12 protein-coding genes are annotated in these 11,077 nt (G+C 73.5%); 9 read left to right on the forward strand and 3 right to left on the reverse strand.

The window, feature by feature from the left end:
- Nucleotides 1–71: 71 nt before the first annotated feature.
- From WD250_15035 to WD250_15045, 3 genes are read left to right on the forward strand one after another with little or no spacing between them, the layout of a single operon-like run.
- Nucleotides 72–833 carry a lysophospholipid acyltransferase family protein gene (locus tag WD250_15035; GenBank protein MEX2621529.1) on the forward strand — a complete coding sequence of 254 codons (762 nt, stop codon included), beginning with the start codon at nucleotides 72–74 and terminating at the stop codon, nucleotides 831–833.
- Nucleotides 833–2,053: a glycoside hydrolase family 3 N-terminal domain-containing protein gene (locus tag WD250_15040; protein MEX2621530.1), complete on the forward strand. Its 1,221-nt coding sequence runs from the start codon at nucleotides 833–835 to the stop codon at nucleotides 2,051–2,053. Before WD250_15035 ends, WD250_15040 begins: the two co-directional genes overlap by 1 nt.
- A 49-nt stretch (nucleotides 2,054–2,102) precedes the next feature.
- Entirely contained in the window at nucleotides 2,103–3,131 is a 1,029-nt protein-coding gene (locus tag WD250_15045) for a GntG family PLP-dependent aldolase (GenBank protein MEX2621531.1), read from the forward strand.
- 21 nt (nucleotides 3,132–3,152) lie between these two features.
- Here the strand turns inward: WD250_15045 and pknB are convergent, their stop codons facing one another.
- Nucleotides 3,153–5,093, reverse strand: coding sequence for a Stk1 family PASTA domain-containing Ser/Thr kinase (gene pknB / locus WD250_15050; protein MEX2621532.1), 1,941 nt, complete (start codon nucleotides 5,091–5,093; stop codon nucleotides 3,153–3,155).
- A 71-nt stretch (nucleotides 5,094–5,164) separates the two neighbouring features.
- Here pknB and WD250_15055 point away from each other — a divergent pair, with 71 nt between their 5' ends.
- From WD250_15055 to thiE, 3 genes are read left to right on the forward strand one after another with little or no spacing between them, the layout of a single operon-like run.
- Nucleotides 5,165–5,515, forward strand: a complete 351-nt coding sequence (locus tag WD250_15055) for a hypothetical protein (protein MEX2621533.1) — start codon at nucleotides 5,165–5,167, stop codon at nucleotides 5,513–5,515.
- 1 nt (nucleotide 5,516) lies between these two features.
- Complete coding sequence (locus tag WD250_15060) at nucleotides 5,517–5,819, forward strand: hypothetical protein (protein MEX2621534.1); 303 nt, start codon at nucleotides 5,517–5,519, stop codon at nucleotides 5,817–5,819.
- Nucleotides 5,816–6,475 (forward strand): thiamine phosphate synthase, encoded by a 660-nt coding sequence (gene thiE / locus WD250_15065; protein ID MEX2621535.1) that lies wholly within the window; start codon nucleotides 5,816–5,818, stop codon nucleotides 6,473–6,475. The genes WD250_15060 and thiE overlap by 4 nt, the downstream gene beginning before the upstream one ends.
- 24 nt (nucleotides 6,476–6,499) lie before the next feature.
- Here the strand turns inward: thiE and WD250_15070 are convergent, their stop codons facing one another.
- On the reverse strand, nucleotides 6,500–7,408 hold the full coding sequence (locus tag WD250_15070; protein MEX2621536.1) for a hypothetical protein: 909 nt from the start codon (nucleotides 7,406–7,408) through the stop codon (nucleotides 6,500–6,502).
- A gap of 132 nt (nucleotides 7,409–7,540) precedes the next feature.
- On the opposite strand from WD250_15070, the gene WD250_15075 reads away from it, so the two are divergent.
- Both WD250_15075 and WD250_15080 read left to right on the forward strand, forming a co-directional pair.
- A complete protein-coding gene (locus WD250_15075; protein MEX2621537.1) occupies nucleotides 7,541–8,443 on the forward strand; it encodes a glycine betaine ABC transporter substrate-binding protein in 903 nt (300 codons plus the stop codon).
- Between the two features lie 218 nt (nucleotides 8,444–8,661).
- Nucleotides 8,662–8,910 (forward strand): DUF6504 family protein, encoded by a 249-nt coding sequence (locus tag WD250_15080; GenBank protein MEX2621538.1) that lies wholly within the window; start codon nucleotides 8,662–8,664, stop codon nucleotides 8,908–8,910.
- Nucleotides 8,911–9,269: 359 nt separating this feature from the next.
- Here WD250_15080 and WD250_15085 read toward each other — a convergent pair whose 3' ends face one another.
- Nucleotides 9,270–9,866, reverse strand: coding sequence for a DUF6431 domain-containing protein (locus WD250_15085; GenBank protein MEX2621539.1), 597 nt, complete (start codon nucleotides 9,864–9,866; stop codon nucleotides 9,270–9,272).
- 797 nt (nucleotides 9,867–10,663) lie between these two features.
- Between WD250_15085 and WD250_15090 the strand changes: the two genes are divergently transcribed.
- A partial coding sequence (locus WD250_15090; protein ID MEX2621540.1) for a hypothetical protein occupies nucleotides 10,664–11,077 on the forward strand: 414 nt, incomplete at its 3' end.

An 11,077-nucleotide genomic window follows, 5' to 3' on the forward strand; every position in this document is an offset into this window, starting at 1 on the left:
AGGCGCAGCAGTCGGCCCACGTCCGCAGCCGACGCTCGGGCCCCGGACTGCGGCGGAGAGGAAGAACGCGAGTGGCCAAGCAGGATCGGGGTCCCCTGCTGTACCGGTTCCTGCACGCCGTGCTGCCCCCGATGCTGACGGCGCTGTACCGACCGTGGACGGAGGGACTCGAGCACATCCCCAGCGCGGGACCGGTCATCCTCGCGTCCAACCACCTGTCCTTCCTGGACTCGGTGTTCCTTCCCGCTGTGCTGGAGCGACCAGTCTTCTTCCTCGGCAAGAGCGAGTACTTCACCGGCTGGAAGCGCTACTTCTTCGAGAACGTCGGGGTCATGCCCGTGGCCCGCCAGGGCGGTGACGCCGGCGAGGCCAGCCTGCGCAAGGGCCAGGAGATCCTCGAGGCCGGCAGGATGCTCGGCGTGTACCCGGAGGGGACTCGCTCACCTGATGGTCGGCTCTATCGCGGCAAGACCGGGCCGGCGCGTCTGGCCATGCGCACCGGGGCGCCGGTGGTGCCCATCGCGATGATGGGCACGTTCGAGATCCTTCCACCCACGGCGAAGGTGCCGAAGGTCAGCCGGGTCGGCATCCGCGTCGGGCACCCATTGGACTTCGCGGCCCGGTACGGGTCGGGTGACGCCGACCGCTTCGCGCTGCGCAGCGCCACCGACGAGCTGATGTACGAGCTCATGATGCTGTCCGGCCAGGAGTACGTCGACGAGTACGCGGCCAAGGTCAAGTCCGGCGAGGTCGTCATCGGTTCGGGTGACCTCGACGAGCTGGGCGCCATGTTGGACCGGGGCGACGAGATCGTCGTGCGCAGGGCCGGGTAGTGGGTGGCCTGCGCCTGCTGCCGTTGTGCCTCGTCCTCGGCTTCGCGGTGTCCATGGGCACCGCGGTCGGGGTGGTGCTGGTCGCCGAGCCCGCGCGGACGGCGCCCTCCGCGCCGACCGTGGTCGGCACCGAGCCGGACACGAGCCCCGAGGTCCGTGCGGTGACGTGCGAGGGTGCGCCCCTGCAGGAGCGGGCCGCACAGGTGCTGGTCGTCGGCGTGCCCGGGGTGACCGCCCCGACGGACCCGCTGGTCGAGGAGGTGCTCGACGTGGGCGTGGGCGGGGTGCTCCTCACCGACGCCAACGTGGAGAGCGCGGAGCAGGTCCGGGGACTCGTGTCCGCGCTGCGGCGGGGAGCGGCACACGGTCTGCTCGTGACCACCGACGAGGAACCCGGCCGGGTCTCGAGCTTTCGCACCCTGCTCGGCGCCACCTCGTCGGCCCGGACGCTGGCGGCTCGCGGGGACCCCGCCGACGTGCACGCCTTCGCCCGCGACCTCGGCGGGGAGCTCGCCGCCCTCGGGGTCGACGTGACCTTCGCCCCGGTCGTGGACGTCGACGACGGTCCCGCGCGGGGCATCATCGGTGACCGCGCGTTCTCCGGTGACCCGGAGACCGCCGCCACCTACGGGCTTGCGTTCTCCGAGGGTCTCACCGAAGCAGGGGTGCATCCCGCGGCGAAGCACTTCCCCGGGCACGGCCGCTCCGACACCGATTCGCACCGCACGAGCGGGCTGGTCGAAGCGAGCCTGCGGGAGCTGCGAACCACCGACCTGGTGCCCTTCGCGGCGCAGATCGACGCCGGGGTCCCGCTGGTCATGGTCAACCACGTCGCCTACCGTGCGCTGGACCCGGAGCTGCCCGCGAGCCTCGCGGCACCGACGTATGCGCTGCTGCGCGACATGGGGTTCACCGGGGTCGCGATCACCGACTCGACCGGCATGGGCGCGGTCCACGGCACCTGGGACTTCCCCACCTCGGCGGTCATGGCTGTGCGGGCGGGCGCCGATGCCGTGCTCACCACCGACGGCAACCAGGCTCGGGCCATGCGCGACGCGCTGGTCGAGGCGGTGCGCGACGGTGACCTCGACGCCGACCGGCTGGACGAGGCGGCCGGCCGCGTCCTGGCCCTGAAGGGCGAGGACACCGAGGCGGTGGTGTGCCACGAGGTCGCCCCGGCCCCCACGATGCGGCCGGTTCCCGGCCGGGCGGGCGACTGATGCGCGAGCACGGCACCGATGCGGTGCGCTCCGCCTGCGGTGGGCCGGCGTGATCGACCTGCGCTCGGACACCGTGACCCGCCCGACGTCGGCCATGCGGGCGGCCATGGCTGCCGCTGAGGTCGGCGACGACGTGTACCGCGAGGACCCGACCGTCGAGCGGCTGCAGGAGGTCGCGGCCGCGCGCTTCGGCCGCGCGGCGGCACTCCTTTGCCCCTCGGGGGTGATGTGCAACCAGCTCTGGCTGCGGGTGCTCGCCCGGGCCGGCACCGAGGTGGTCGTCGAGGCGGACGCGCACGTCGTGAACTACGAGGCCGGGGCCGGGGCGCTGCTCGCGGGCGTGCAGTTCCGCACCGTCGCCGCGCCCGACGGGCTGCTGTCCGCCGACCAGGTCGCGGCGGCCATCCGACCCGACGCCTTCCCCTTGACCCCGACGTCGCTGGTGTGGGTGGAGCACACGCACAACCGCCGCGGCGGGACCTACTACCCCGTCGCAGACCTCGAAGCCGTGGCGGGGGTCTGCCGCGCCGCCGGCGTCCCGCTGTACATGGACGGGGCACGGGTGTTCAACGCGTGCGTCGCCGCGGGCGTGGCACCGGCCGTCTACGGCGGCCTGGTGGACGGGCTGATGTTCTGCACCTCCAAGGCGCTCGGGGCGCCCGTGGGCAGCCTCATGGTGGGCGACGCCGACGCCATCGACGAGGCGCGGGAATGGCGCCGCCGCTACGGGGGGGCCATGCGGCAGGCCGGGGTGATCGCCGCGGCCGGGCTGGTCGCCCTGGACACGATGGTCGACCGGCTGGCCGACGACCACGCCAACGCCCGCCTGCTGGCCGCCGCCGCGCAGGAGGTCTGGCCCCAGGGGGTGGACCTTGGGCAGGTGCAGACCAACATCGTGTACGTGGAAGGCGTCGACGCCCCGGCGGTGGTCGGCGGCCTGCGGGAGCGGGGGGTGATGGCGGGGGCGATGGACGCCCGCACGGTGCGCCTGGTCACCCATCCCGACGTGTCGGCGCCGGACTGCCGCCGCGCCGCCGACGCTCTGCGCCGGACGTTGCGCGCGTTCGTCCCCGGCTAGCCCCGTGCGGTGCCGGCGTGCCTAGTCCTCGGAGAACGTGTAGAGCTCCACGGTCTGCCCACGGCGCAGCGTGGTCCCCGGCGAGGGGTCCTGCACCTCGACGCGACCGACCCGCCCGGCGGGGAACGGCCCGAGGCGCGGACGGGGCTCGGCGATGACCTGGGCGACGAGGCCTGCGCCCTCGATGGTGGCGACGGCCTCCTCGATCGGGTCGTTGCGCACGTCGGGGACCTCCACGGTGGTCGATCCCCGGGAGACGGTCACCGGCACGGTGCTGCCCTCGTCGACCTCCGTGTCTGCATCCACCCCCTGGCGGATCACGGCGCCCGGCGTGGGGAACTCGTCGCTGAACTCGCCGGTGAACTCCCCGACCAGGTCGGCGCCGGCCAGCGCGGCCTCGGCCTGTTCCCGATCCATCCCCGCCAGGTCGGGGACGGTGACCTGACGGACCCCGAGCGACACGTTGATCACCACGCTGTCGCCCTGGGTGAGCGCCGTCTCGGGTTCGGGGGCCTGGGCCTGCACCAACCCCGCGGGCACCGTCGGCGAGAAGTCCTCGTCCACGCGCACCTCGAAGCGGTGCTCGGGCCCCTCGAGCAGCGCGAGGGCCTCGTCGCGGGGCATCTGCGCGACATCGGGCATAGCCGTCGCGGCCCGTCCGGCGGAGAAGACCACCGCCACCGAATCCCCGCGCCGCAGCTCCTGGCCGGCCTGCGGGTCCTGGCGCAGCACCTGACCGGCGGGCACGTCGAAGTCGGGTTCGGTCCCGGTGACGACCAGCTCCAAGCCGAGGGGTTCCAGCGCGGCGGAGGCCTGCGTCTCGGACAGGTCCTGCAGACCGGGGACGGTGGTCACCGGCGCCAGCAGGAAGTGCCAGGCAGCGAAGCCCGCACCGGCGGTGGTCGCGAGCACCAGCAGCAGGACAGCCACCCGCAGGAGCCCACGGCGTCGATGGCGGGCCGGTCGGGGCTGGTCGCGAGCGGGCGGCGGAGCGGACGCGTCGGTCTGGGGGTCGGCGGCCAGGGAGACCGTCTGCGCGGACTCGGCGGGGATCACGAGCGTGCGGTCCACGCCGTTGCGGCTGGGCACCGTGACCGGTTGCGGCCCGGTCGGCACGGCGGCACGCAGCGCCGTCACGAGCGCCTCGAGGTCGGGGTAGCGCTTGCCGGGGTCACGCGCGGTCGCCTTCGCCACCACCCGGTCCAGTGCCCGCGAGGCATCCGAGACGAAGGAGCTGGGCGCGGGGATGGACTCGCGGGCGTGGCGCACGGCGATGGCCATCGGGCTGTCCGCGGGCAGTGGCTTGCGGCCGGTGAGCAGCTCGAAGAGCACGATCCCGACCGCGTACTGGTCGCTCGCCGCGGTGGCCTCGCGACCGTCGACCAGCTCGGGTGCGAGGTAGTGCACGCTGCCGATCAGGGCCCCGGTCTGGGTGTGGCCGGTCTCGGCGACCGCGCGGGCGATGCCGAAGTCCGCGACCTTCGGGGTCCCGTCGGGGGCGATGAGCACGTTCTCCGGTTTGATGTCGCGGTGCACCAGGCCGGTGGCGTGCGCGCGGCCGAGCGCATGGCAGACCGGCTCGATGACGGCCAGCGCCTCGCCCGGGTTGAGCCGCCCGCGTTCGGCCAGGACCTGGCGCAGCGACGGGCCGTCCACGTACTCCATGACGATGTAGGGCAGGTCGGCGGCGCCCTGGTCGAAGACGTTCACCACGCTCGGGTGCAGCAGCGACGCGGCGTGCCGGGCCTCCGTGCGAAAGCGCTCGAGCAGGCTTGCGTCCTCAGCGAGGTGCCCGTGCAGCACCTTGACCGCGACGTCGCGGTCAAGCGACTCGTCACGCGCACGGTAGATGGTGGCCATCCCGCCGGCGCCGATGCGCGCGACCAGGCGATAGCGGCCTGCGAGGAGGCTGCCGATCGTCGCCGTGGCGTCCTCGGTGTCGGGCCGTGAGCTGATGTCCATACCCCAGTCAGTCTACGGCGGTGGCCGTGGGCGGAGCGGTAGGCGAACCGGCCGGGCTATCCTGTAGCGCGATGAGTGACCAGGCGCCCACCGGAACGTTCCACGACGAGCTGGTCGGCATGGGTTTCGTGACGGTGCAGAAGGACCGCCGCGGCGTGCTGCAGTACGCCAGGCGTCCGAACAGCTTCCTCACCGAGTGGGTGCACGACGACGGCACCGAGGCCTTGTTCACCTGGGAGTTCGCCCTGGGGGACTTCTGCGACGCGGCGGGGTGGCAGATCGGTGCGGCCGAGACCAGCCTGCACATCCTGTACCCGCAGTTCGACGTGCAGCTGGACCGCGACGCCGAACAGGTCACCGCCGAGGTCTCCCGGTTGGAGTCGCGGTTGACCGGGCTGGACCTGGCGGACCCCCGGCTCTGACGTGAACCGACCGAGCGAGCCCCTGCTGGACTTCGTCATCCTCGGACGGCATCTGCGCGTCGCCGCCTGGTGTGTCGGGGGCGTCACGGGGGTCGGGATGCTCGTCGAGGTCGCCCGGGGTGGCCCCCTGTGGGCCGCCGCGCTGCGCTGGGCCACCACGGCGGTCGCGGGCGCGCTGCTGGTCACGGCCGTGCTCGTGGCCCTGCAGGCCTACCGTGCGGCCGATGCCGCCCAACGCCGTGGTGATCGCCTCTCGGGCGATGACGTGCGGCTGGCGCCCCCCCGCCGACCGCCGGAACCGTGACCGGCCGGGACGGTGCCTGGCGGCGCCGGCGCCTCGCCGAGGCGGTCCTGTACCTGTGCGTGGACCGGCGGGCCGAGCAGGGCGACCTGGCCGGCCTGCTCGAGGCCGTGCTGGGGGCTGGGGTCGACGTGGTCCAGCTGCGCGACAAGACCGCGCCGGCCCACGAGCTGCGTTCGGCTGCCGCCGTGTTCGCCGATGCCGCGCACCGCCACGACGCCCTGTTCGTGCTGAACGACGACCCGGCCCTGGCCGTCGAGGGGCACGCCGACGGCGTCCACGTCGGCCAGGACGACACGCGGCCCGCGACCGCGCGGGCGGTGGTGGGCGCCGAGCGGCTGATCGGGCGCTCCACCCACACGGTCGCGGAGGTCGACCGGGCGATGGCCGAGGACTGCGACTACTTCGCCGTCGGGCCGGTGCATCCCACCCCGACCAAGGAGGGCAGGCCCGGCGTGGGGCTGGCGCCTGTGCGGCACGCGGCGGCCGTCGCCGGTGACGACCGGCCGTGGTTCGTCACCGGCGCCATGGCGGCGCGGACGGCACCGGCCGTGCTCGCCGCCGGGGCCCGTCGCCTGGTGGTGGTCCGGGCGATCACCGATGCGAGGGAGCCCGCAGCGGCGACCGCCGAGCTGGTCGCCCTGCTCCGTCAGGGGTGAGAGCGTCGCGGGCGCTCAGACCGCTCAGGCAAGTGCGGTGAGCATGTCTTGCATCTCGTCGGGGATGAGGACGCTGCCGAGCCGGTCGACGATCGCGCCGTCCCGGTCGATGGTGAACAGCCACGGCTCGGAGGGCAGGTCCCACGCCTCCACGGGCGCGGCGACGGTCTGGCCCGCATCCTCGTAGATCTCGACGTGGATGAACGCGACGTCGTCCCAGTCTCCGTCCTGCCTGATCTCGTCGAGGTCGGCCACGGCCGGCCCGCAGGCCGCGGTCTGGCAGTAGGCGGGCGTGGCGAAGACCAGGGCGACGGGGCGCCCGTCCGCCAACGCCTGCTCGAGGCTGACCTCGTGCATGCCGCAGTCGTCGGGCTGCTGGGTGCACAGCTCCTCCATGCCCATCGCGTCCTCGACGGTGGGGGTCGCGACCGCGGTCGCGTCCTGCCCCGGGACGGCCAGCGCGCTGTCCTCGGGGGCGATGACGTCCACCGCGAGCTCGCCGATGTCGTCGCCGTCGCGCACCACGACGATCACGGGCCCAGGATCGGGGACATCGATCCGGGTGTGGTAGACACCGAGCGGACCACCGGTGTCGACGAAGGTCGCGGGGAAGGGACCGGCGAGCTCGTTGCCGTCGGGGTCGCGCAGCCGCACGTCGAGCTCGGCGTCGAGGACCGGCACGTTGTCCGCGGACACGACGCCGAAGGCGAAGCGCTGGTCGGTGCCGGCGAGCGTCTCGAAGGAGGCATTGACGACGGTGAGGGTCTGCTCCTCGCCCCCGGTGGTCTGCGTGGACGAACGCCCGGCCGGGGCGTCCGACGACGGTTGCTCGTCATCGGCCCCGTCCTCTTGGCCGCAGGCGGCGAGCACGCCACCGGCCAGGACCGTGCCCGCGGCGTAACCGACGGATTTCAACAGGGCTCGGCGGTGCATCGGTGGGTCCTTCGCTCGTCATCCCGGCCGGAACAGGCCGGCAGCGGCTGGTGGCGGACGGGCGCGAATGCCCGACCCGTATGCCAGCGTAGCGCCCAGCGATCGCTCGCAGGACGCGGCAGACTCGGGCGTATGCCTCGCCTCGCCCTCTGGTCCCGGCTCCTGCTGGCGGTCGTGCTCGCGGCCACGGCCTGCATCCCGGCGGTGTCAGAGCCGGCGCAGACGGTTGTTGTGGGGGTGGGCTCCAGCGACGAGCAGCGCCTGCTCGCCGCCCTCAGCATCGTGGCCCTCGACCGGGCGGGCCTGACCCCCGAGATCCGCCCGGACCTCGGTGGCACGGTGCACCTCCGGCGGGAGGCGCTGCGGGGCAACATCGACGTCTTCTGGGACTACACGGGCGCGGCGTGGGCCCTGGGTCTGCATCAGCAGACCCCGCCCGCCGACCCGAAGGAGTCCTACGAGCGGGTCCGCCGTGCCGACGAGGAGCGCAACCTCACCTGGCTGGAGCCGACCACCGCCAACGCGACGCTGGCGCTGTTCGTGCGAGAGGACGTGCTGCCGGAGGGCGAGCCGGCCACCCTGTCCTGGCTGTCACGAGGACTGGCCGGGCAGCAGGTGTGCGCGGACGAGGACTTCATCACCCGCCCCGGTGGCCTGGAGGATCTGGCGCGGGCGTACGCGTTCAACCTCGATGACGTGCAACTCGTGGCCGCGGGGGAGAGCGAGGCCATCCGACAGGTCGCTTCGGGGCGCTGCTACGCGGGGCTGGCGACGGCCACCGCCGGGGCTGCCCGCAACGCCGGCCTCGTGCGGGTCGCCGACGACCTCGTGGTGTTCCCCGCCTTCGTCGTCGCGCCGGTGGTCCGCAGCCGATCGGTGGAGGCCGTGCCGGGTCTCGAGGACGTCTTCGAGCCCGTCGTCGGGCTGCTCGACACTGCTGGCCTGGCCGCGCTGAACGCCCGGGTCGACGCTGGTGCGGACCCCGAGCAGCTGGCCGAGGAGGTGCTCGCCGAGGTCCTGCCACCCCGGTCTTGACGCCGTGCCCGCGCCGGCGTATGGTGACCGGGTTGATCGAACACCGGTTCGAGAGCAAGCGGTTTGCGTCGGTCCGGTTCGATCAGTGCAGCGGCGTGGCAGTCGGCCCGCGAGGGAAGGCGCGAGCTGGCCGCCACGCCGCATCCTTCCTGTGGCCCGATGTGGCTTGTGACCACTGTGGCCGCCTGCTCCGCGCAGTGGCCCGGGAAAGGGAGGCGATGGCTAAGCGCTACCGGGAACCGGTCGAGGTGGACGTCGACGTCGGTGGACCCACACGGTTCGCCTGGCGAGGGGGCTCCTACCGGGTGGTCACGGTGCTCGGCCACTGGCGCGAGGACGCCGGCTACTGGTCGGGGGCCCGCCTGGAGGTCCCCCAGCGGGACCTCTGGCGGGTGGAGGCGCACGGCGGCATCTACGAGCTGGTCCGCGAGGCCGGTGTCTGGCGCCTGGACCGGGTGTGGGACTGACCCGCGTGTCGCCGGAGCCTGCCGAGGAGGCCGAGCCTGGGGATCACGCCTTCTCCTCCCTGGTCTGGATCCATCGCGAACGCGGCGACTGTAGGGCGTCACGCTGAACGAGGACGGTCGCGTCACCTTCGATGAGGATGAGTAGGCCGGCCGGAACGTGCGGGTAGCGCATAGCTGGCGCGACTTGGTGATGGATGGACATCGTGACCGTGTCAACGGCGGGGGCCGTCGTGCTGGGCTGTCGGCGTGCAGGGTGAGGCTGTCGGCGGGCACGGTGGGGCTCAGCGCGGCGGGACCCGCAGCTGGGGGTCGTGAAGCTGCTCGGGTGGGCTGGTGGCCATGTCGAGCAGCCTGAACGGTCACCGCACGGGTGGGCAGGGGCGGCTGGTGTTGGCCAGCAGCAGCCCGCGGGTGAGCGTGCACAGCGCCTGCCAGCGGTCCGTGGGCGCGTCGAGGTGGTGGCGCTGGTAGGCGGCCGTCGCGATGGCCAGCTCGCCCAGCGCGGCATGCACCGGTGAGGGCCATCCCCCGGCCGGCTCCAGGCGGCCCAGGCTGGCGTCCAGGCGGTAGGCCAACCGCGTGCCCAGGGCGGCCAGAGCGCACGCGCGGGCGCGGAAGCGGCGCAGCCATCCGCGGACGGTGCCGGCCGGTACGCCCAGGCGCACGGCGATGGGGCGATGCCCGTGCCCGTGGGCGGCGTCAAGCAGTGCGGCGCCGATCACGTCGATGGCGTAGGCGCGGCGCTGGAGCATCACCGCGGGCAGCAGGACGTGGGTGAGCGCGCAGGCACGGCAGCGTGCCCGCCGCGGTCGTATGACGCGCACGGTGTCGCCGGCGCGCAGCACTCGGCGCCGTGCCCACCCCCACGGGCGTAGCTCAGCGCTGCACGGGCAGCTCACCTGGCCGGCGCGCAGCGCACGGTCGACAGCGTGGATCTGGTCGGGGACGACGAGCATGACGGGGACCTCCTGGCCGGGCTGATGGAGCCCGGCAGGCTGCCCGCCCTGCGCCCGCGCCGCCGGTCCGCAAGCGGCCCTGTCCTCAACTGCCGTGACGTAGGACTACCTCGCGGTCCTCATCCCACGTGCCGCCCAACAGCGACCTCGCCGAGGCGCTGCCCGCCTTGGAGCAGATGTGTGCGCGGTTCGCTGACCGCCCCCATGCTGACCGCCCCCCGGTTGTCTGTTGGCCAAGCGATGCTCGCCCCTGGTGGGTCGGGGGTGGGACTCTTGTGGATGGGGGGCAGGGAGGCCGATGGACTGTCTCACCCCTGGTGTTGGATGGGTCCATGTCCGCTCCTGCGTCTGCTGCCCGCACCGACCTGGCCTGTGCCGCCGGGTCGGATGTGGACGAGCGCGCGGGCGGCGGCGGCGTTGTCTCACCGCTCGTGTTGGATGGGTTCATGTCCGCTCCTGCGTCTGCCGCCCGCACCGACCTGGCCTGTGCCGGCGGGCCGAGTGTGGATGAACGCGCCCGAGGCCGCGGCGTTGTCTCACCCCTGATGTTGGATGGACCCATGTCGCCCACCGCGTCTGCTGACCTCGCCGACCCGGCTCCTGCCGGCGGGTCGGATGGGCTGGCTGTGGACGAACGCGCCTGCGGCCGCGGCACTGTCACACCCCTGATGTTGGATGGATCCATGTCGCCCACCGCGTCCGTTGACCTCGCCGACCCGGCTCCCGCCGCCGGGTCCGGTGTGGATGAACGCGCCCGAGGCCGCGGCGTTGTCTCACCCCTGATGTTGGATGGACCCATGTCGTCCACCGCGTCTGCTGACCTCGCCGCCCCGGCCGTGTGCCGGGCTGTTTGGGCGGCTCGCGGTCCGGTGGTGGCGCGTGAGCGGGGCCCGCGCTACGCCGCCGGGAACCCGGCCGACGGTGACGTCGGTGGAGGCGGGGATGAAGGGTTGGGTGCGCTGTTGGGGTCGGCTGACGTGGGTGTGGTGGCTGGAGCGTTGGCGGGGTTGCCCACCGACCGTCTCGCCCGGGTCTTGGCCGCGACGGTCGGCCAGCTCGACGGTGCCGACGCCGGGCGGGTCGCGGACGGCGCGGTGGGCCGGTTGGACGGGGAGGACGCCGCCGCGGTGGTGGCTGCGGCTGCCCGGCCGTTGGCCGAGGACGCCGCGGGGCAGGTGTGCCGGTCGCTGGTGTCGGGTTGGGACGACGCG

The sequence above is a fragment of the Egibacteraceae bacterium genome, assembly GCA_040905805.1.
Classification (GTDB): domain Bacteria; phylum Actinomycetota; class Nitriliruptoria; order Euzebyales; family Egibacteraceae; genus DATLGH01.

What these genes read in the sequence shown, in the direction of transcription:
- WD250_15070 (MEX2621536.1), bottom strand. Translation starts at nt 7,408, where the DNA reads ATGCACCGCCGAGCCCTGTTGAAATCCGTCGGTTACGCCGCGGGCACG.
- WD250_15085 (MEX2621539.1), bottom strand. Translation starts at nt 9,866, where the DNA reads ATGCTCGTCGTCCCCGACCAGATCCACGCTGTCGACCGTGCGCTGCGC.
- WD250_15055 (MEX2621533.1), top strand. Translation starts at nt 5,165, where the DNA reads ATGAGTGACCAGGCGCCCACCGGAACGTTCCACGACGAGCTGGTCGGC.
- pknB (MEX2621532.1), bottom strand. Translation starts at nt 5,093, where the DNA reads ATGGACATCAGCTCACGGCCCGACACCGAGGACGCCACGGCGACGATC.
- WD250_15075 (MEX2621537.1), top strand. Translation starts at nt 7,541, where the DNA reads ATGCCTCGCCTCGCCCTCTGGTCCCGGCTCCTGCTGGCGGTCGTGCTC.
- WD250_15080 (MEX2621538.1), top strand. Translation starts at nt 8,662, where the DNA reads ATGGCTAAGCGCTACCGGGAACCGGTCGAGGTGGACGTCGACGTCGGT.